18 protein-coding genes are annotated in these 21,000 nt (G+C 68.8%); 15 read left to right on the forward strand and 3 right to left on the reverse strand.

What is annotated here, in order from left to right:
• The first annotated feature begins 12 nt into the window (after positions 1-12).
• The 9 genes from ACGFIF_RS15290 to ACGFIF_RS15330 all read left to right on the forward strand — a co-directional run bounded on the left by ACGFIF_RS15290 (position 13) and on the right by ACGFIF_RS15330 (position 9,728).
• Positions 13-888 carry an ABC transporter permease gene (locus ACGFIF_RS15290; RefSeq protein WP_393154887.1) on the forward strand — a complete coding sequence of 292 codons (876 nt, stop codon included), beginning with the start codon at positions 13-15 and terminating at the stop codon, positions 886-888.
• Entirely contained in the window at positions 889-1,878 is a 990-nt protein-coding gene (locus ACGFIF_RS15295) for an ABC transporter ATP-binding protein (protein ID WP_393154889.1), read from the forward strand.
• The gene (locus ACGFIF_RS15300; RefSeq protein WP_393154891.1) at positions 1,868-2,908 is read left to right on the forward strand and encodes an ABC transporter ATP-binding protein; all 1,041 of its coding nucleotides are present in this window, start codon (positions 1,868-1,870) and stop codon (positions 2,906-2,908) included. Before ACGFIF_RS15295 ends, ACGFIF_RS15300 begins: the two co-directional genes overlap by 11 nt.
• On the forward strand, positions 2,905-3,540 hold the full coding sequence (locus ACGFIF_RS15305; protein ID WP_393154893.1) for a histidine phosphatase family protein: 636 nt from the start codon (positions 2,905-2,907) through the stop codon (positions 3,538-3,540). Before ACGFIF_RS15300 ends, ACGFIF_RS15305 begins: the two co-directional genes overlap by 4 nt.
• A complete protein-coding gene (locus ACGFIF_RS15310) occupies positions 3,537-4,316 on the forward strand; it encodes an endonuclease/exonuclease/phosphatase family protein (protein WP_393154895.1) in 780 nt (259 codons plus the stop codon). The genes ACGFIF_RS15305 and ACGFIF_RS15310 overlap by 4 nt, the downstream gene beginning before the upstream one ends.
• 28 nt (positions 4,317-4,344) lie before the next feature.
• Positions 4,345-5,853 carry an ABC transporter substrate-binding protein gene (locus ACGFIF_RS15315; protein WP_393154897.1) on the forward strand — a complete coding sequence of 503 codons (1,509 nt, stop codon included), beginning with the start codon at positions 4,345-4,347 and terminating at the stop codon, positions 5,851-5,853.
• 252 nt (positions 5,854-6,105) lie between these two features.
• Positions 6,106-7,680: a sugar ABC transporter ATP-binding protein gene (locus ACGFIF_RS15320; protein WP_393154898.1), complete on the forward strand. Its 1,575-nt coding sequence runs from the start codon at positions 6,106-6,108 to the stop codon at positions 7,678-7,680.
• Positions 7,677-8,708, forward strand: a complete 1,032-nt coding sequence (locus ACGFIF_RS15325; protein ID WP_393154900.1) for an ABC transporter permease — start codon at positions 7,677-7,679, stop codon at positions 8,706-8,708. The genes ACGFIF_RS15320 and ACGFIF_RS15325 overlap by 4 nt, the downstream gene beginning before the upstream one ends.
• A 12-nt stretch (positions 8,709-8,720) precedes the next feature.
• On the forward strand, positions 8,721-9,728 hold the full coding sequence (locus ACGFIF_RS15330; protein WP_393154902.1) for a substrate-binding domain-containing protein: 1,008 nt from the start codon (positions 8,721-8,723) through the stop codon (positions 9,726-9,728).
• Between the two features lie 100 nt (positions 9,729-9,828).
• Here the strand turns inward: ACGFIF_RS15330 and ACGFIF_RS15335 are convergent, their stop codons facing one another.
• On the reverse strand, positions 9,829-10,824 hold the full coding sequence (locus tag ACGFIF_RS15335; RefSeq protein WP_393154904.1) for a LacI family DNA-binding transcriptional regulator: 996 nt from the start codon (positions 10,822-10,824) through the stop codon (positions 9,829-9,831).
• Between the two features lie 118 nt (positions 10,825-10,942).
• On the opposite strand from ACGFIF_RS15335, the gene ACGFIF_RS15340 reads away from it, so the two are divergent.
• Genes ACGFIF_RS15340 through ACGFIF_RS15350 form a run of 3 tightly spaced genes read left to right on the forward strand, consistent with a single transcriptional unit; the run spans position 10,943 to position 13,315 of the window.
• Positions 10,943-12,373, forward strand: a complete 1,431-nt coding sequence (locus ACGFIF_RS15340) for an NAD-dependent malic enzyme (RefSeq protein WP_393154906.1) — start codon at positions 10,943-10,945, stop codon at positions 12,371-12,373.
• Positions 12,373-12,750, forward strand: a complete 378-nt coding sequence (locus tag ACGFIF_RS15345; RefSeq protein WP_393154908.1) for a VanZ family protein — start codon at positions 12,373-12,375, stop codon at positions 12,748-12,750. Before ACGFIF_RS15340 ends, ACGFIF_RS15345 begins: the two co-directional genes overlap by 1 nt.
• 7 nt (positions 12,751-12,757) lie before the next feature.
• Entirely contained in the window at positions 12,758-13,315 is a 558-nt protein-coding gene (locus ACGFIF_RS15350; RefSeq protein WP_132211073.1) for a YqgE/AlgH family protein, read from the forward strand.
• Positions 13,316-13,354: 39 nt separating this feature from the next.
• Here ACGFIF_RS15350 and ACGFIF_RS15355 read toward each other — a convergent pair whose 3' ends face one another.
• Positions 13,355-13,627: a DUF3039 domain-containing protein gene (locus tag ACGFIF_RS15355; RefSeq protein WP_393154910.1), complete on the reverse strand. Its 273-nt coding sequence runs from the start codon at positions 13,625-13,627 to the stop codon at positions 13,355-13,357.
• 139 nt (positions 13,628-13,766) lie between these two features.
• Between ACGFIF_RS15355 and ACGFIF_RS15360 the strand changes: the two genes are divergently transcribed.
• Positions 13,767-15,563, forward strand: coding sequence for a DEAD/DEAH box helicase (locus ACGFIF_RS15360; protein WP_393154912.1), 1,797 nt, complete (start codon positions 13,767-13,769; stop codon positions 15,561-15,563).
• Positions 15,564-15,762: 199 nt separating this feature from the next.
• A complete protein-coding gene (locus ACGFIF_RS15365) occupies positions 15,763-19,125 on the forward strand; it encodes a CARDB domain-containing protein (RefSeq protein ID WP_393154913.1) in 3,363 nt (1,120 codons plus the stop codon).
• A 200-nt stretch (positions 19,126-19,325) separates the two neighbouring features.
• On the opposite strand, the gene ACGFIF_RS15370 is transcribed toward ACGFIF_RS15365, so the two are convergent.
• Positions 19,326-20,168 carry a helix-turn-helix transcriptional regulator gene (locus tag ACGFIF_RS15370; RefSeq protein ID WP_393154914.1) on the reverse strand — a complete coding sequence of 281 codons (843 nt, stop codon included), beginning with the start codon at positions 20,166-20,168 and terminating at the stop codon, positions 19,326-19,328.
• A 101-nt stretch (positions 20,169-20,269) separates the two neighbouring features.
• Between ACGFIF_RS15370 and ACGFIF_RS15375 the strand changes: the two genes are divergently transcribed.
• Positions 20,270-20,998, forward strand: coding sequence for an SDR family oxidoreductase (locus ACGFIF_RS15375; RefSeq protein ID WP_393154915.1), 729 nt, complete (start codon positions 20,270-20,272; stop codon positions 20,996-20,998).
• Positions 20,999-21,000 lie beyond the last annotated feature (2 nt).

The raw sequence follows: 21,000 nt of genomic DNA on the forward strand, positions 1-21,000 counted from the left end.
GTGGCAGTCGACGTGAGAACAACAGCCCTCCCGGTCGTGCGCAGCCGGCGCCGGGGGCGGGCCGGCTCGGCCCGGATCCGATTCGGCTTCGCGGTGATCTCCGTGTACGTCGTGGCCGCGATCTTCGGACCGTGGCTGGTCCGGTACAACCCGGTCGACACCCGGACCGCGGACCGGCTGCGGCCGCCGTTCAGCCGGCTGTCCGACGGGTCGTTCGCGATCTTCGGCACCGACCAGGTCGGCCAGGATCTGCTCGCCCAGATGTTGCAGGGGGCGAGGATCTCGATCGCGGTCGGGCTGGCGACCCTGGTGCTGGCCGGCACGATCGGGATCACGATCGGACTGGCCGCCGGGTACTTCGGCGGCTGGCTGGACGGCGTACTGATGCGCGTGGCCGACATCCAGCTGGCGTTTCCCTCGATCCTGCTGGCGATCTTCATCGCCGCGCTGCTCGGTCCCTCGGTGGTGAACGTGGTGATCGTGCTGGCGGTGTCGAACTGGGTCACGTTCGCCCGGGTCGCGCGCGGTCAGGCCTTGGCCACGCGGCGGCGTGAGTTCGTCGACGCGTCCCGGACGCTGGGCGCGGGCACGTGGCGGTTGATCTCGCGCTGTGTGTTGCCGGCCTGTGTGGCGCCGGTGCTGGTGGTGGCGACGGTGGAGATCGGGCACGTCATTCTGGCCGAGGCGTCGCTGAGCTTCCTCGGGTTGGGTACGCCGGCCAGTACGCCGAGCTGGGGTGTGACGATCGCGAACGGGCGCAACTACCTCGCCGACGCGTGGTGGATCTCGACCGTGCCGGGGATCGCGCTGGCCTTCCTGGTGGTCTCGCTCGGCGTCCTCGGTGACGCGTTGCGCGACCGCTACGACCCGCGGCTGAGGAGTCTGTGAATGAGTGTCCTCTTGAGAGTCCGCGACCTGCGGGTCGAGTTCGCCACGTCCGGTGGCACGGTGACTGCGGTCGACGGCGCGTCCTTCGAGGTCGGTGCCGGTGAAACCGTTGCGCTGCTGGGCGAATCGGGCAGCGGGAAGAGTGTCACCGCCCAGGCCGTGATGGGCATCGTGCCCAAACCGGCGGGCCGGATCACCAGCGGGTCCATCGAGTACGACGGCCGCGACCTGCTGGCACCCGGTACGGCGAAGGGCCTGCGCGGGCGTGAGATCGCGATGGTGTTCCAGGACCCGTTGAGCTCGCTGAACCCGGTGTTCCGGGTCGGTGCGCAGATCGGGGAGATGTTCCGCCGCCACCGGGGCGCGTCTCGTCGGGACGCCCGGGCGGCCGCGTTGGACCTGATGAAGCGCGTCGGGATTCCGGCGGCGTCGAAGCGGCTGGACGACTATCCGCATCAGTTCTCCGGCGGGATGCGGCAGCGGGTGATGATCGCGATGGCGCTGGCGTTGTCGCCGCGGCTGCTGATCGCGGACGAGCCGACGACCGCGCTCGACGTCACCGTGCAGGCACAGATCATGGACCTGCTCACCCGGTTGCAGGCCGAGGAGGGCATGTCGCTCGTGCTGATCACGCACGACCTCGGCGTGGTCGCGGACGTGGCCGACCGCGTCGTACTGATGTACGCCGGTCGCGTCGTCGAGATCGGCCCGATCCGCGAGGTCTACGAACACAGCGGTCATCCGTACACCGCCGGCCTGATGGGCTCGGTCCCGATCCTCGACGGTCCCCGCGAACGCTTGACGCCCATTCAGGGGGCGCCGCCGGACCTACTCGATCTGCCGTCCGGTTGCTCGTTCCGCCCGCGCTGCCGCTACGCAGACGGGCTATGCGCGGAGCAGGAGCCCGTGCTGCTGACCCTCTCCGGTCGCCCCGACAACCATCGCGCGGCCTGCCACCACCCGGAAGGAGTCCTGACCGATGTCCGCTGAGACACCGCTGCCGACCGCCGCTTCCGTGCCAGGCGAGACACCTCTCCTTTCCGTGCGCGATCTGCACACCTCCTTTCCACTGCGGTCTGCGGTGCTTCGCCGTACGGTCGGACAGATCCAAGCGGTCGCGGGTGTGTCCTTCGACATCCCGGCCGGTGGGACGCTCGGCCTGGTCGGGGAGTCCGGGTCGGGCAAGTCGACCGTGGCGCGGACCATCATCGGGCTGGAGAAGGCCCGCTCGGGCAGCATCCTGTTCGAGGGCGAGGAGCTGACCTCGTTGCCCAAGGCCTCCATGCGGCGGGTCCGCCGGCAGTTGCAGATGATCTTCCAGGATCCCTACGCGTCGTTGAACCCGCGCGCGACCGTCGAGCAGATCATCAGCGAGGCCTGGGAGATCCACCCGGACGTCGTACCGCGCAACCGCTTCCGGGTCGAGGTGCGTGAACTACTCGAACGGGTCGGCCTGAACCCGGACCATGCGCAGCGGTACCCACACCAGTTCTCCGGCGGTCAACGGCAGCGGATCGGGATCGCCCGGGCGCTGGCGTTGCGGCCGAAGCTGGTGATCTGCGACGAGGCGGTGTCGGCGCTCGACGTGTCCGTGCAGGCACAGGTGCTCAACCTGCTCGCGGATCTGCGCCGCGATCTGGGCCTCGCGTACCTGTTCATCGCGCACGACCTGTCCGTCGTCCGTCATATCTCTGATCAAGTCGCGGTGATGTATCTCGGCCGGGTGGTGGAGACGGCGACTCAAGACGAGTTGTTCAACCGGCCGTTGCATCCGTACACGCAGGCGCTGTTGTCCGCCGTACCGGATCCGAAACCGTGGGACAGGCCGGCTCGCGAGCCGATCATCATCGGTGGCGATGTGCCTTCACCGGCGGATCCGCCATCCGGCTGCCGCTTCCGCACTCGCTGCTGGAAGGCCGACGACGTCTGCGCCCGCGACGAGCCATCACTGGAGACGCGACTGGACCTGCATCCGGCCGCGTGCCACTTCGCCGCCGAGCTTGCGGGGGCGGGCCGATGACCGAACTTGTGCTGCTCCGGCATGGCGAGTCGTTGTGGAACGCCGAGGACAGATACCAGGGCCAGCAGGGCACAGGCCTGAGTCCACTCGGACACCACCAGGCGAAGCTGGCGGCGGAGTACTTGCTGACCACCGGGCCGTTTGATCAGATCGTCGCGAGTGATCTGCAACGGGTGGGCGAGACCCTGCAGCCCTACCTGGACAGCCAGGACCAACCGCAGGTGCGCATCGACAAACGGTGGCGCGAGATCGACGTCGGGACCTGGGGTGGGCGGACGTTCGCCGACGTCCTGGCCGAGGAGCCCGAGGTCGTCAAGGCCTTCGCCCGCGGCGAAGATGTCGCGCGGGGTGGTGGCGAAACCTTTGCCCAGTTGAGAGAACGGGTGTGGGACGCGATCCGCGACATCGCCGAGGCCGGCGCTCACCGGGTGCTCGTCGTGACGCACGGCGGGCCGATCCGGGTCGCGACCGCCTCGACGTTGCGGCTGCCTCCGGGCGGCGAGGTGTCGCTGGACCCACCGGTGAACTGCTCGCTGACGACTGTCCAGGTCGACGACTTACTCGCGGTAACAACGCTGACCGCCTACAACGCGCCGACGTCGACCGGCGCCGGATCCGGAGACGCCCCATGACGATTGCCTTGAGCAACTTCAGTTTCGTGGCCATGACCTACAACCTGTGGTCCGAGTTCCACCTCGACAACCGGCGGGACGCGTTGACGGCGCTGTTCACGACCCGTCCGCCGGATCTGCTCGCCGTACAGGAACTCCGTCCGAGCACCCGCAAGCTGCTCGACGACGCGCTGCCGGACCACGATCGCGTGGACGGAACGGCGGGCTGGGAGACCCAGAGCAACCTGTGGTGGCGGCGCGATCTGTTCACGCCGATCGAGTCCGGTGCCGAGGATGTCGGCATTCTCTCGCCCGACGCGCGCCTGTTCTGGGTCCGGCTGCGCTCGGCCGACGGCCACGAACTGACGTTCAGTACGGCGCACCTGACCTGGCCCGGGCATCCGGACGAGCGGGCCGATCTCGGCAACCGCCGGGTCGGTCAGGCCCGGGCTGTCGCGGAGGCCCTGGAACGGTTGGCGGGCAACGGTGCGTGCCTGTTCACCGTCGACATCAACGACATCGGCCCACCGCAGTGGGAACTCGGCAATGCCGGGTTCCTGGACAGTTTCACCGCACTCGGCCGGCACTCCCCGGTGACCCACCCGGTGGTGCCGACGGTGGCGACCGGTCCGATCGGGACCCGCCTGTCACCGCTCGCCTCACCACCGAAGGCGATCGACTGGATCTTCGCCCGCGGCCCGCTCGCCGCCCGGACCAGCGAGGTCGTCGAGTTCTTCCACGACGGCCGCGCCCCCTCCGACCACTACCCGGTCGCCGCCACCTACACGTTTACGTGAGAGCCCTGCCCTGCAAAGGAGAACCCCTGTGTTGAGGAAGCGAATCGTCGGGGCGCTGGCCGTCCTGACCACCGTGGCGGCCGGGCTGAGTGCCTGTTCGCCGGCGAGTGAACCGAGCAGTGGTGAGCAGGTCCTGCGGTACGCACCGGCGATGTTCCCGGTGTCGCTCGACACCCACAAGTTCGCCGGTGAGGAGGCGGTGCAGACCGCGATCCAGCAGATCATGGAGCCGCTGGTCCGGGTCGACGACGGCAAGATCGTCCCGGTGCTGGCCACCTCCTGGGAGAACCCCGACCCGACCACGTGGGTGTTCAAGCTGCGCACCGGGGCGAAGTTCTCCGACGGTACGCCGTTCGCCGCGAAGGACGTGGTGGCGTCGTACGAACGGCACAAGAAGCTCGACGGCCCGCTCGTCCCGCTCTACGCGACCGTGACGTCGTTCGCCGCGACCGACGACCAGACCGTGACAGTGAAGACGAGCAAGCCGCTCGGCACGCTGCTGAGTTCGCTGACGCTGCTGTTCATCGGGCCGGCCGACAAGATCAACGCCGACGGGTTCTTCAACAAGCCGATCGGGACCGGGCCGTTCCAGGTCACGTCGTTCCAGCCCGACGAGAAGCTCGAGCTCGCGGCCAACTCGTCGTACTGGGACGGTGCGCCGCAACTGAGCAAGCTGGAGTTCGTGAACATCCCGGAGGTCGCCGGGCGGATCACCGCGCTGGAGAACGGCGAGGTCGACGTACTCACGCAGATCCCGCCGGACCAGGTCGGATCGGTCAAGAGCAGCGATGGGATCAGTTACTCGACGACGCCGAGTTGGACGTACTACTTCGACTGGTTCAACTCGAACCGGAAGCCGTTCGACGACAAGCGGGTCCGGCAGGCGATGTGGCACGCGCTGAACCTGGAGAACACGGTCAAGGATCTGTTCGGCGATCTCGCCACGCCGGCGCAGGCGCCGCTCGCGCAGGGGGTGATCGGTGCGCCGAAGCTCACGCCGTACACCTACGACCCGGCGAAGGCGAAGCAGTTGCTCACCGAGGCGGGGTACCCGAACGGGTTCAGTACGTCGATGCAGTGGCCGCTGGAGGGTGGTCCGAACATCCGGGCGCTGGCGCAGGCGATGATCTCGGACTGGGCCAAGATCGGCGTCACCGTGAAGCCGCTGGAGAAGGAACGCGCCCAGTGGCTGGAGGACTTCGGCAAGCTCAACTGGGACATGAACCTGCAGACCAACGTCACCGGCACCGGCGACGCCGACTACACGCTGGCCCGCCTGTACGTCTGCACCGCCAAACGCAACGGCTACTGCAACCCGGCCCTGGACAACCTGCTGCTACAGGCCCGCTCGTCGGTAGACCAGGCCGAGCGCCCCAAGCTCTACCAGGAAGCCGGCCAGATCCTCTGGTCCGACGCAGTAGGCATCTTCCCCGCCGACCTAGCCTCCAACTCCGCCGTCCGCTCCAGAGTCCAAAACTTCCTCATGCCCCCCAGCGGCCGCCCCCTGTTCACAAAGGTCACCGTCTCCGGCAGCTGACCCCCGCGCGGTGCGCGGGCTCCCCCGGCTCCCCGCGCTCCAGCGCACACGACACACCGCGCACCACGCACACCGCGCTGGTCCGCGCGTTCATTTCCCGCCGCTCGTCGCCCCCAGGGCGACGGGCGGCGGTGCTTTTCCATCCACGTCGAATAGTCACGGCTCGGGGTGGAGGAGTGGTTAGGGGTTGACGCACGCTGGAGAAGGTTCTAACGTCCGGGAAATCGATTACTCGGGGTGTGCGGAGGTGTTATGGCCGGGGGCGTCGGCCTGGTCCGGATGTCCGGGATCGGGAAGCGGTACGGCGGGGTGCAGGCGTGCCGGGAGGTCGACTTCACCCTCGGCGCGGGCGAGGTACACGCGTTGCTGGGGGAGAACGGCGCCGGCAAGAGCACGTTGATGAAGATCCTGTCCGGTGACGTCACCGACTACGACGGCACGATCGAGATCAACGGCGACCCCGTCCACTTCGGCGGACCCACCGATGCGCAGGCGGCCGGCATCGCGATGATCCACCAGGAGCTCGACCTGGTCCCCGGCTTGTCCGTCGCCGACAACATCTTCCTCGGCCGCGAACTCCGTACGAAGCTCCACACCGTCGACCGCCGCCGGATGGACCGTGAGTCCCGCGCCCTCCTCGAACGCAGCGGCGTCCGGCTCGACCCGCGCCGGCCGGTCGGTGAGTTGCGAGTCGGCGAGCAGCAACTCGTCACCATCGCGAAGGCGATCTCCCTCGACGCCCGCGTCCTGATCATGGACGAGCCGACCTCTGCCCTCACCACCTCGGAGGTCGAGCGCCTCTTCGACGTCATCCGCGAGCTCCGCAGGTCCGGGGTCGGCATCGTCTACATCTCGCACCGGATGGAGGAGATCGCCAAGGTCGCCGACCGCGCGACCGTACTGCGCAACGGCCAGATCGTGACCAGCTTCGACCCGCGCAAGCTGAGCACCGCCGAGGTGGTCGAGGCGATGGTCGGACGCCCGGTGCAGACCATGTTCACCACCCCCGACGCCGACACCGGCGACGAACTCCTCCGGGTCGACAACCTCGCCTTGAAGGCCCGCCGCCCGCGACCCGGCCGCCGCGACCCCGAAGGCATCTCGCTGACCGTCCGCTCCGGCGAAATCGTCGGCCTGGCCGGCCTGCTCGGCGCCGGGCGCACCGAACTCCTCGAGACCCTGTACGGCGTCGCACCCGCAGGCGCCCAGTCCGGCCGGATCGTCCTGCAGGGCAAGGAGATCCGACCTAGACGACCACGCCAGGCACTGGCTCATGGCATCGGGTTTGTCCCCGAAGATCGTCGTACGTCGGGGCTCGTCCTGTTCCACTCGATCCTCGCGAACACGGTCGTCTCGAGCCTGCCGTCGTACGGTCGGCTGGGCGTGATCGCGCGCCGGATGGAACGCGCCGCATCCGTCAGGATGGCCGACCGGCTGCGGCTGAAGTTCGGGCGATTGCAGGACGACGTCGGCACGCTGTCCGGCGGCAACCAGCAGAAGGTCGTGTTCGGCCGGATGCTGCTGACCGAGCCGAAGCTCCTGCTGCTCGACGAACCCACGCGGGGTGTCGACGTCGGCGCCAAGGCCGAGATCTACCGGCTGCTCGGTGAGCTCGCCGGCCAGGGCCTCGGCGTCCTGCTCGCCTCGTCCGAGCTGCCGGAGCTGATCGGCGTCTGCGATCGGGTCGTCGTCCTGCGGGACGGGCGCGACGTCGCGTCGTTCAGTACGGCGGACTCCGGCGAGGGGGATCTGCTCGCCGCCGCGATGGGAGAAGGCGCGACCTTCGAGAAATTGTTGACAGCCGAGGAAGTCGGAGGGGCGCAGTGACCGACCTACAGGACAAGCCGGCCGCGGCGACACCGGTGGAGAAGTCCGCGGGTGGCGTGGTCGCGACGCTGTTCCGGTTCCAGAGTGTGTTCGGGCTGCTGGCGGTCTTCGTCGCGGCGATCATCTTCTCGCCGCGCAAGGACGGCGAGATCCTGTTCATCAGTGCGGACAACCTGGCCAACGTGGTCCGGGCGGTGTCCGAGATCGGCATCATCGCGGTCGGGATGACGTTCGTGATCCTGATCGGCGGGATCGACCTGTCGGTCGGCGCGGTGCTCGGACTGGCCGCGGTCGGATCCGCCGTCCTCATGGTCGAGAACGACTGGGGTTTCCTGCCGTCGGTCCTGCTGGTGCTCGCGATCGGCCTGGTCTTCGGTGCGCTGCAAGGTGTCGCGACCGCGATGATCGGCATCCAGTCGTTCATCGTGACCCTGGCCGGCCTGCAGATAGCCCGTGGCCTGGCCCGGATCTGGTCCGGCGGGCAGGGCGTCGCGATCTCGTACGGCGACGGGCCGAACGAGGCACCGGAGTCGTTCGCGATCCTCGGCGAACGCACCTTCGGCGGACTGGTCCCGATCCCGGTGCTGATCTTCGCCGTGGTCGCGATCGCGGCCGTCGTGTTCCTGCGGGTCAGTGCGTTCTCCCGGCATCTGTACGCCGTCGGCGGCAACGAGAAGGCGGCCCGGCTGTCCGGCGTACCGGTGGTGCGGGTGAAGATCGCGGTCTTCGCCATCTGCGGACTGCTTGCGTCGCTGGCCGGCGTGGTGCACGCCGTCCAGCTGAACCAGGGCAGCCCGAACGACGGGATCGGCTACGAGCTCGACGCGATCGCCGCCGTGGTGATCGGCGGGACCAGCCTGGCCGGCGGCCGCGGCTCGGTGGCCGGCACGGTCGCGGGTGCGCTGCTGCTCGGCGTACTGAACAACATCCTTGCCCTGAACAACATCGACTCCAACATCCAGCTGCTGATCAAGGGACTCGTGATCGTTGCCGCGGCCGCGCTGCAGCGACTCCGTCCCGCCTCGTGAGGAAGGTTCCCGATGCGCTCTCTCAAGATTCCCCTCGCCGCCGCGGCCGTTGCCGCCCTGGTGCTCGCCGGCTGTGGGACGACCAGCGAACGGACCGCCGACGCGCCGTCCGACGGGGCGTCCAAGTCCTGTAAGGGTGCCGACGGCAAGTACACGATCGGGATGAGCCAGGCGAACGTGGCCGAGCCGTACCGGCAGCGGATGGACGACGACATCGAATCCAGCGCTGCGGCCGTGCCGCAGTTCGACGTGAAGTTCGCCGACGCCGCGCAGGACAACGCCAAACAGGTCGCGGACGTGGAGAACTACATCACCCAGCAGATCGACCTGCTGATCATCAGCCCGAACGAGGCCAAACCGCTGACCGCGGTGGTGAAGAAGGCGTTCGACAAGGGCATCCCGGTGATCGTGCTGGACCGCAAGGTCGAGGGTGACGCGTACACCGGCTTCATCGGCGGCGACAACGTGCAGATCGGCTCCGAGGCGGGCAAGTACGTCGCCGAGAAACTGCTGCCGCAGGGCGGGAACATCGTGGAGCTGAAGGGTCTGGCCGGTGCGACCCCGCAGGCCGAGCGGCACCAGGGCTTCGTGGACGCGATCAAGGCGAACCCGAAGATCAAGATCGTCGCCGACGCCAGCGGCGACTGGTTGCGGGAGAAGGGCCAGGCGCAGATGGACGCGCTGCTGAAGGCCAACCCGAAGATCGACGTGGTCTACGCGCACAACGACCCGATGGCCGAGGGGGCGTACCTGGCGGCGAAGGCGGTCGGCCGGGAGAAGGAGATGAAGTTCCTCGGCATCGACGCGCTGCCGATTCCGTCCGGTGGCATCAAGGCGGTCGAACAGGGCCGGCTGAGCGCGACCTTCACTTACCCGACCAACGGCAAGGAAGCGATCGCCGCCGCGAAGAAGCTCCTGGTCGACTGCGGCACGATCGAGAAGTCCCAGATCCTCCCCACCCGCCTGATCGACAAGGAGAACGCCGGCAAGATCTACGCCGAGGAGAACCCGACCGGTTGAGGCTGGGTGCAGCAGGTGGGTGGTGAGTGGAGCGCCGCCCACCACCCGGCGCGAGCCGGATGACGTGGGGTGGGGGAGCGCCAGGCCTCCACCCCACCACTTACTTCCGGTGGGAGCTGGCTCGTTCCTGGAGGCGGGCTCCTAGGGTTGTGGTGGTCGGTGGCCGGGTGTTGTCGGCGATCCTTGCCAGCAGGAGGCGGGCGGCCACTGCTCCGATCTCGTAGGCGGGTTGGGCTACGACGGACAGGGGCGGGTCCACCAGCTCGGCCCAGGGCGCGTCGTCGAAGGCGACCAGACCCACGTCGCGGCCGGGGCGGATCTGCAGCTCCTGGAGGGCCTGCAGCACGCCGACCGCCATCGCGCTGTTGGCGATCAGCAATGCGTTCGGGGGCTCGGACTGGCGCAGGAGCTCGAGTGCGGCTCGACGTGCGCCCGCTGCCTTGTACTCGGTACGCCGTACCAGTCGAGGACTGCCCCGGTGCTTGGCCGCCCTGAGCGCGTCCCGGTAGCCGGCCAGGCGGTCGTCGGCCGTGCGTACGCCGGACGGCCCGGTGATGCACCCGATCCGTTCGTAGCCTTGGGCAACCAAATGCGTGGTGGCCTGCCGGGCCGCGAGCCGGGTGTCGACCAGGACCACATCGCTGTCCTGTCCGGGCAGCGGCCGGTCCACCGCGACGTACGCCGTCCCGCGGCCGGCCAGTTTCGCCACGCTGGTCGTCGTACCGCTGGGGGACAGGATCACCCCGGCGACGCGCTCCTGGATGGCGATGTCGATGTAGCGGTTCTCCTTCTCCGCGTTCTCGTCGGAGTTGCACAGCACGACCGAGTAGCCGACCTCGTGGGCCACGTCCTCGACGCCGCGGGCGATCGCGGTGAAGAACGGGTTCTCCACGTCGGAGATGATCAGCGCGACGACGGCGGCTTCCTGGCGGCGCAGGTTCCGCGCCGGGCCGTTCGGCTGGTAACCGAGCTCGTCCGCGGCCTTCCGGACCCGGGCGACCAGGTCGCGGTCGACCGTCGACTTCCCGTTCAGCGCCCGGGAGACGGTCGCCGTGGACACCCCGGCCCGCGCCGCCACGTCGCTGATCGTCGCCACGACTCCTCCCTTCGCTGAGGGAACACTAACTTCTGAGTAATGGATTACCCAGCAATCTGCCGTGCACTTTACGAACACAACCTTCGGGTGTTACCAGTGGCGTGAGAGGATCACCCGCGTGACTGCCTTGCCGAGTGTTTCGTACTCCATCACCGTTCGCCTCGAGGTGCCCGCGGGTGGCTCGACGGTGAGCAAGCTGACGACCGCGGTCGAGCAGGCCGGCGGTCTGGTCACCGCACTCGACGTGACCGCGTCCGGTCACGAGCGGCTGCGGATCGACGTCACCTGCGCCGCCGCCGACACCGAGCACGCCGGCCGGCTGGTCGAGGCGATGCGCGCCGTACCGGGTGTCGAGATCGCCCGGGTGTCGGACCGGACCTTCCTGATGCACCTCGGCGGCAAGATCTCGATGGAGGCCAAGCACCCGATCCGCAACCGTGACGACCTGTCGATGATCTACACGCCCGGTGTCGCGCGGGTCTGCCTGGCGATCGCGGCCAACCCCGACGACGCGCGCCGGCTGACCATAAAGCGCAACAGTGTCGCGGTCGTCACTGACGGTTCCGCCGTTCTCGGGCTGGGCAACATCGGCCCGAAGGCCGCGCTGCCGGTGATGGAGGGCAAGGCGGCGCTGTTCAAGCGGTTCGCCGGGATCGACGCCTGGCCGCTGTGCCTGGACACCCAGGACCCGGACGAGATCGTCCAGATCGTCAAGGCCATCGCCCCCGGTTTCGCGGGGATCAACCTGGAGGACATCTCCGCGCCGCGCTGCTTCGAGATCGAGGCCAGGTTGCGCGAGGAGCTGGACATCCCGGTCTTCCACGACGACCAGCACGGGACGGCGGTCGTCGTCCTCGGCGCGCTCTACAACGCGCTGCGGGTGGTCAGCAAGGACATCAGCAACGTGCGGGTGGTGCTGTCCGGTGCGGGCGCGGCCGGTACGGCGATCCTGAAGCTGCTGCTCGCGGCCGGGGTGAAGGACACGATCGTGGCCGACGTCGCAGGTGTCATCCACCTGGACCGCGAAGGCCTCTCGCCGGAGCTGCGCTGGATCGCGGAGAACACCAACGCGGCGAGGTACAGCGGCGACCTGAAGGGCGCGCTGGCCGGGGCGGACGTGTTCATCGGGGTGTCGGCACCGAACATCCTGACCGGTGCGGACATCGCCACCATGAACGACGACTCGATCGTGTTCGCGCTGGCCAACCCGGTGCCGGAGGTCGACCCGTCGGAGGCCGGCGAGCACGCGGCAGTGGTGGCCACCGGCCGGAGCGACTTCCCGAACCAGATCAACAACGTACTGGTCTTCCCGGGTGTGTTCCGGGGTCTGCTGGACGCCCAGTCGTCGAAGGTGTCGATCGAGATGGAGCTGGCCGCCGCGAAGGCGCTGGCCGGCGTCGTCACCGACGACGAGCTGAACGCGACCTACATCGTGCCGAGCGTCTTCCACCCCGAGGTGCACAACATGGTGGCGCACGCGGTCCGGGACGCCGCGGGCGGCAAGGCCCCGGCGCACGAGACCTACCCGGACGACACACCGAGCCTGTAATGACTGTCACGGTGGCGGGGGCGACCGGCTCGCGGAGGAAGATCTGGCTGTGGCGGATCGGCTTCGTCGCGGCCGTGGCGCTGCAGTTGTACGGCGTCTACGCGCCGAGGGAGGCCGGTCCGCATGTCGGGATCCCTGGCATCGACAAGGTCGCGCACCTCTTCCTGTTCGGGTCGGTCGCGTTCCTCGGGCTGATGGTGCGGATCCCGGCGCGCTGGTTGCTCGGCGCACTGGTCGCGAACGCGATCGTCAGCGAACTGGTGCAGTACTGGGTGCTGCCGCAACGCGACGGAGACCCGTTCGATGTCCTTGCGGACCTCGCCGGGGTGGCCATTGGTGCTTGGCTGGCCTTCCGTGTGATCCGTCGTACGCCATGATGGGGGGATGACGGCCTCGACCCTGACCGGTTCGCTGCTGGTGGCGACACCGCTACTCGACGAGCCGCCCTTCCGCCGGTCGGTGATCCTGCTGCTCGATCACGACGACGACGGCGCTCTCGGGGTGGTGGTGAACCGCGCGGCCGATCTGGCCGTCGACCGGGTGCTCCCGGACTGGTCCACCACCGTGAACGAACCCGGGGTGCTCTTCATGGGCGGTCCGGTCGGCACCGACAGCGCACTCGCCGTCGCCGAGGTGATCGAGTCGGCCGACCCACCGGGGTGGCGGGAGTGCTTCGGCCGGATCGGGCTGATCGATCTCGACGTACCGCCGGCGCTGCTGGAGGGCGCGATCCAGCGGATGCGCATCTTCGCCGGGTACGCCGGCTGGTCCAGCGGGCAACTCGAGGGTGAGATCACCGAGGGTGCCTGGTACGTCGTCGAGTCCGAACCCGACGACGTGTTCAGCCTGCACCCGGACGGGCTGTGGCGCCGGGTGCTGCGCCGCCAGAACGATCAGATGGCGTATCTGGCGACGTACCCGGACGACCCGACCCAGAACTGACCGGGCGGGGATCCGCCCGGCCGTCCACCGGCCGGGACGCTACTCGTCGTCGCCGCCCTTGTCGTCACCCGGGTTCAGCGACTCCCAGATCTCCTTGCACTCCGGGCAGACCGGGAACCGTTGCGGATCCCGGCTCGGCACCCACACCTTGCCGCACAGCGCGACCACCGGCGTACCCATCACCATCGCCTCGGTCAGCTTGTCCTTCGGCACATAGTGCGAGAACCGCTCGTGATCGCCGGGCTCTGCCGGCGCCGGCTGCGTCCGCTCGTCGACGACCGTCTCGGCCCCGGGGGTCAGCTGCGTACTCATGCCCCCGAGTGTAGGCCGCCACGCCCGGGATCCCCCGAACTTTCTCCTGTGGCTGCCCGCTCTCCGACACGCCGCTCTGATCTTGTCGGAGAAGTCAGGTAACGTTCCTGCCCGGCCGACAGTCGACTATCGGGGGAGTATGCCGTCCGTGGATTCGCACGCGCCAGTGACACCAGCCGTGCTACCTCCGGCCTACCCGGACCGCGCTGCGTGGGGTACCGCGAGCAAGCTGCGGGCCTGGCAGGCGGAGGCACTCAAGCTCTATCTCGACAGCCAGCCCAGGGACTTCCTCGCGGTGGCGACACCGGGAGCCGGCAAGACCACGTTCGCGCTCACGGTGGCCGCCGAGCTGCTGCACCGGCGGGTGATCGAGCGGATCACCGTGGTGACGCCGACCGAGCACCTCAAGGTCCAGTGGGCCGAGGCGGCCGACCGGGCCGGGATCGCGATTGACCCGGCGTTCGCCGGCCGGCGCGGGAAGACCAACAAGGACTTCCAGGGCGTCGCGGTGACCTACGCGGGAATCGCGGTGAACCCGCTGGCCTTCCGGGTCCGGACCGAGCGGTTCAAGACGCTGGTGATCCTGGACGAGGTGCACCACGGCGGCGACGCGCTGAGCTGGGGTGACGGCGTCCGGGAGGCGTTCGAGCCTGCCGCGCGGCGGCTGTGCCTGACCGGTACGCCGTTCCGCAGCGACGACAACCCGATCCCGTTCGTCACCTACGAGCACGGCCCGGACGGTGCCGCGCGGAGCAAGGCGGACTACACCTACGGCTACGGTCACGCGCTGCGCGATCACGTCGTACGCCCGGTGATCTTCATGTCGTACTCCGGCGAGATGCGGTGGCGGACCAAGGCCGGTGACGAGGTCGCGGCGCGGCTGGGTGAGCCGCTGACCAAGGATCTGACCGCCCAGGCTCTGCGTACGGCGCTCGACCCGGCCGGCGAGTGGATGCCGGCCGTGCTGGCGGCCGCGGACAAGCGGCTGACCGAGGTACGGCGGCACATGCCGGACGCCGGTGCTCTGGTCATCTCCGGCGACCAGAACACGGCCCGCGCGTACGCGAAGACGCTGCGCGAGCTGACCGGCGAGGCGCCGACCGTCGTCCTGTCCGACGAGAAGTCGGCCAGCAAGAAGATCGCGAAGTTCTCCGAGGGCGACTCGCGGTGGATGGTCGCGGTCCGGATGGTGAGTGAGGGCGTGGACGTGCCGCGGCTCGCGGTCGGTGTGTACGCGACGCCGACGTCGACGCCGCTGTTCTTCGCGCAGGCGGTCGGCCGGTTCGTGCGGGCCCGGAAGCGGGGTGAGACGGCGTCGGTGTTCGTGCCGTCGGTGACCCGGCTGCTGAGCTTCGCCGCCGAGATGGAGGTCGAGCGCGACCACGTGCTCGGCCGGAAGAACTCGAACGAGGACGGCGACATCTTCGCGCTCGAGGACGACCTGCTCGCGAAGGCGAACCAGACCGAGGGCGCCAGCGACGAGTTGGAGGCCAAGTTCGAGGCGCTCGGCTCGGACGCGAGTTTCGACCGGGTGGTGTTCGACGGCGGCGACTACGGGACCGGCGGCGACCAGGCCTCCGACGAGGAGCTGGACTTCCTCGGGTTGCCGGGCCTGCTGGAGCCGGACCAGGTCCGCGACTTGCTCCGCAAGCGGCAGGCGAAGTCGATCGCGGCGCAGAAGCGGTCCCAGCGCGGGTCGGACCGTGAGGACCCGACGCCGACCGAGCTGGCGACGCACGAGCAGATCGCGCTGCTGAGACGGGAGCTGAACGGTCTGGTCGCCGCCTGGCACCACCGCACCGGCCAGCCGCACGGCGTCATCCACAACGACCTGCGCCGCAAGCTCGGCGGCCCTGCCGCGGCCCATGCGTCCTCCACCCAGCTCAAGGAACGCATCGAGCTCATCCGCGACTGGGCCAGCCAGCGCCGGGCCTGACGCTCCGGCCGGTAACACCCCACCCTCGAGGGTGGGATGTTTCGTCTACGGTCGCGGCGAAGTGTTGACGAACCGATCGGGGCAGTGCAATCTCTGACTACCGCCCCGCAAGAAGTTAGCAAGATCCTGCAATTTCAATAGACCTCTTGTCGGTGTGGCACCCGTCCGTCCCCCCGCCCGAACGACGGAGGACCACCGCATGCCTCGGAAGAACCAGCCCGCCTGGCGGCTCCTGGTCGGTTTGCTCGCGGCCGCGCTCATCGCGGCCGGACTACTGCCCGGATCCGCAACAGCAGCTGTCACCGCCAATCTCGCCAAGACCCTGTCGGCCGGCAGTTCGCTCGGTGCGTACCCGAGCGGCAACGCCGCCGACGGCAACCAGAACTCGTACTGGGAGAGCGCCAACAGCGCCCTCCCGCAGTGGATCCAGGCCGACCTCGGTGCCGTCACCGACGTCAACCAGGTCACCCTGAAGCTGCCCGCCTCCTGGGGTGCCCGAACCCAGACCCTCACCGTCCAGGGCAGCACAAACGGGACGTCGTTCAGCACCGTCGTCGGCAGTACGGCGTACAACTTCGCGCCGGCTGCGAACAACACGGTCACCATCGACTTCGCCACCACGTCGGCCCGCTACGTCCGGCTGACCGTTACGGCGAACACCGGCTGGCCGGCCGCCCAACTGTCGGAGTTCGACCTGGCCGGGCCTGGTGGCGGGCCGGTCGAGCCTCCGACCGGTACGAATCTCGCGGCGGGCAAGCCGATCGAGGCATCGTCGTCCGCGTTCGACTTCGTCGCCACCAACGCGAACGACAGCAGTATCAGTACCTATTGGGAGTCCAACGGCTACCCGGCCACGCTGACCGTCAAGCTCGGCGCGAACGCCGACCTCAGCTCGGTCGTGGTGAAGCTCAACCCGGACCCGATCTGGGGGCCGCGGACGCAGAGCATCCAGGTGCTCGGCCGGGAGCAGTCCGCCACCGGCTTCACCTCGCTGGTCGCGCGGACCGACTACCAGTTCAGCCCGTCCGGCAACCAGAACTCGATCACCATCCCGGCCACCGGCCGGTACGCCGACATCCGGCTGCAGTTCTTCAGCAACACCGGCGCGCCCGGCGGCCAGGTCGCCGACTTCCAGGTCTTCGGTACGGCGGCGCCGAACCCGGACCTCGTGGTCACCTCGGTCACCTGGAGCCCGGCCAACCCGACCGAGACCACGCCGGTCACCTTGTCGGCCACGGTCAAGAACTCCGGCACCGCGGCCGCGCCGGCGAGCAGTCTGAACTTCCTCCTCGGCGGCTCGGTCGCCGGCACGGCCTCCGTCGGCGCACTCGCGGCCGGCGCCTCGGCCACCGTCACCGCCAACGCCGGGACCCGTGCCCAAGGCAACTACACGGTCGCCGCGGTGGCCGATCCCACCAACGCGGTCGTCGAGCAGAGCGACAGCAACAACACGCTCGAGTCACCGACCCAGCTGACCGTCGGTCAGGCAGCCGGCCCGGACCTCCAGGTCACCGGGATCACCTCCAACCCGGCCAACCCGGCACCCGGCGCCCAGGTCTCGTTCACCGTGGCCGTGAACAACCGCGGTACGGCGGCCTCCGGGGCGACCAGCGTCACCCGGCTCACCGTCGGCACCACCACGCTGAACACGAACACCGCCTCGATCGCGGCAGGTGCGAGCGTGACCGTCGCGATGACCGGGACCTGGACGGCGACCCACGGCGGCGCCACCCTGACCGCGATCGCCGACGCGACCAACGCCGTTGCCGAGACCAACGAAACCAACAACTCGCTCAGCCGGTCGATCGTGGTCGGCCGCGGGGCCGCGCTGCCGTACACGTCGTACGAGGCGGAAGCCGCCGACTACAACGGCACGTTGCTCACCGCGGATGCGCTGCGGACCTTCGGGCACACCAACTTCGCCACCGAGTCGTCCGGCCGGCAGTCGGTCCGGCTGAACTCGACCGGCCAGTTCGTCGAGTTCACCTCGACCGTGCCGACCAACTCGATCGTGGTCCGCAACTCGATCCCCGACTCGGCCAACGGGCAGGGCCTCGAGGCCACCATCAGTCTGTACGTCAACGGCGTCTACAAGCAGAAGCTGAACCTGTCATCGCGGCACAGCTGGCTCTACGGCAACAGCGACGGGCCGGAGTCGCTGACCAACACCCCCGGCGGTGACGCGCGCCGCCTCTTCGACGAGTCGCACGCGCTGCTCGGTACGTCGTACCCGGTCGGCACCAAGTTCAAGTTGCAGCGCGACTCCGGCGACACCGCCGGGTTCTACATCATCGACACGATCGACCTCGAGCAGGTCGCCCCGGCACTCAGCCAGCCGTCCGGCTGTACGTCGATCACCCAGTACGGCGCGGTGCCGAACGACGGGATCGACGACGCGGACGCGATCCAGCGGGCTGTGACCGACGACCAGAACGGCGTGATCGGCTGTGTCTGGATCCCGGCCGGTCAGTGGCGGCAGGAGAAGAAGATCCTCACCGACGACCCGTTGAACCGCGGCCAGTACAACCAGGTCGGGATCAGCAACGCCACCATCCGCGGCGCGGGGATGTGGCACTCCCAGCTCTACTCGACCATCGAGCCGCAGAACGCCGGCGGTATCAACCATCCGCACGAGGGCAACTTCGGGTTCGACATCGACAAGAACGTGCAGCTGTCCGACATCGCGATCTTCGGCTCCGGCCGGATCCGTGGCGGTGACGGGAACGCCGAGGGCGGCGTCGGGCTGAACGGCCGGTTCGGGACCGGGACGAAGATCAGCAACGTCTGGATCGAGCACGCGAACGTCGGGGTCTGGGTCGGCCGCGATTACGACAACATCCAGGAGCTGTGGGGTCCGGGCGACGGACTCGAGTTCAGCGGGATGCGGATCCGCGACACCTACGCCGACGGCATCAACTTCGCCAACGGCACCCGCAACTCCACGGTGTTCAACTCGTCCTTCCGGACCACCGGCGACGACGCGCTGGCGGTCTGGGCGAGCAAGTACGTCAAGGACCAGTCGGTCGACATCGGCCACGACAACGCGTTCACGAACAACACGATCCAGCTGCCGTGGCGGGCCAACGGCATCGCGATCTACGGCGGTTACGGCAACAGGATCGAGAACAACCTGATCTACGACACGATGAACTACCCCGGCATCATGCTGGCGACCGATCACGACCCGCTGCCGTTCTCGGGGACGACGCTGATCGCCAACAACGCGCTCTACCGCTGTGGCGGGGTGTTCTGGAACGAGGACCAGGAGTTCGGTGCGATCACGCTGTTCCCGGCGAACCTGCCGATCCCCGGCGTGACGATCCGCGACACCGAGATCCACGATTCGACGTACGACGGGATCCAGTTCAAGACCGGCGGCGGTGAGATGCCGAACGTGGCGCTCACCAATGTCCGGATCGACAAGTCGAACAACGGCTCCGGCATCCTCGCGATGGGCGGCGCGCGCGGCAACGCGGTGCTCAGCAACGTCACCGTCACGAACTCCCGCGACGGCGACATCGTCAAGGAACCCGGCTCCACCTTCACCTTCACCGGCCAGTAGCCCCGGCGCCGTCACCGACCAGCAACTCCGGCACCTTCACCGACCGGCACCTCCGGCAACGTCACCGGCCGGCAGCCCCGGCTCGGTGGCTTCCCGAGCCCCCGCACCCCGTCCATGGTGCGGGGGCTCACCCCTTTCGAGTGCGGGCTCGCCCGTTCCTGACGCTCTGTTACGCCGGCGGATCCGGCCACGGCGGGTGCTTACGGGACGGACATCGTCTGGGTGCCGATGACGCCGAGGAGGCGCATGGCGTGGTCGGAGGGTGAGCCCGGCTCCGCGGTGTAGAGGACGACGCGCTGGTCGCGGTCGGGGACGACCAGGACCTCGCAGATCACGTCGATCCGGCCGACCACGGGGTGATAGATCATCTGGCACAGGCTCTGCTGCCTGGACACGTCGTGGAACGACCAGATCTTGGCGAACTCCGCGCTGCCCGCGCACAGGTCCGCGATCAATTCTGCGATCGCCGGGTCGTTCGGATACCTGCCGGTCGCCGCCCGCAGGTCCGCCGCGGTCTCGAAGGCGAAGTCGTGGGTCGCCCGCTCGCCGAACCGCTCGGCCTGCCGATCGCCGTGCAGGAACCGCAGCCGGAGCAGGTTGCGCTCCTTCACCGGCAGAGCGGAGAAGTCCGTGATCAGCGCGGCGGACATCGGGTTCCACGCGAGTACGTCGTACTTCGCGTCGAGGACCAGGGCCGGCACGTCGAGCCGCGACAGCATCCGCAGGATGCCGACCCGCACGTCACTCGGCGGGCCGGGCGGCGGGCCGGGCTGTTCACCGGCGAGGCGGAACAGGTGGTCGCGCTCGTCGTCGCTCAGCCGCAGCGCCCGGGCGAGCCCGGTGAGCACCGGGCGGGACGGGCGTGGACCGCGACCCTGCTCGAGCCGGGTGTAGTAGTCGGTCGACATGGTGGCCAGGCTCGCGACCTCCTCCCGGCGCAGCCCGGGCGTCCGCCGCCGCAGGCCGGCGGGCAGGCCGACATCGGCGGGCTTCAACGCCTCCCGCCGTACTCGTAAGAACTCCGCGAGCTGTCCCCGATCCATGACCCAAGGATTCCAGCCGCCGCAAACCCCAACCAGGGACTGTCAGTCCCAGGTTCAGCTCACTCTGCCTGAGTACGGCGATCGCCCGCAGCCTGGACCGCATGGACACGAACAAGATCGCGCTCGTCACGGGCGCCAACAAAGGCATCGGCAAGGAGATCGCACGTCAGCTCGGGGCGGCCGGGTTCACCGTGCTGGCCGGATCCCGGGACCTCACCCGCGGTGAGGTCGCCGCGAAGGAGCTGGTTGCCGAGGGCTACGAAGCGGTAGCGGTTCAACTGGAGGTGACCGACGACAGCTCGGTGCGGGCAGCGGCCGGCTGGATCGAGGAGACGTACGGGCGGCTCGACGTCCTGGTGAACAACGCGGCCGTCATCCCGGCCGGCGACGACGCGGTGTCGCGGGTGCCGGGCGACGTACTGCGGGAGGCGTTCGCGACGAATGTGATCGGGCTGGTCGGCGTGACCCAGGCGATGCTGCCGTTGCTGCGGACGGCGGAGCAGGCGCGGATCGTGAACCTGTCGACCTCGCTGGCGTCGTTCGAGCTGGTCGGCGATCCGGAGTCGCGGATGTCGACGATCCTGACCTTGGGCTACAACGCGTCCAAGGCGGCGGTGAACATGGTGACCGTGATGCTGGCCAACGAGCTGCGCGGCACCGGGATCCTGGTGAACGCGGCCGATCCCGGCAACTGCGCCACCGACATGGGTGGCTGGGACGCGCCACGCACACCACAACAGGGTGCGGCTGTTGCGGTGCGGTTCGCGACGCTCGGCGCCGACGGGCCGACCGGCGAGGTGCACGCCGAGGAGGGACGGTTGCCCTGGTGAGC

It is taken from the genome of Kribbella sp. NPDC049174, assembly GCF_043197365.1.
Taxonomy (GTDB): Bacteria; Actinomycetota; Actinomycetes; order Propionibacteriales; family Kribbellaceae; genus Kribbella.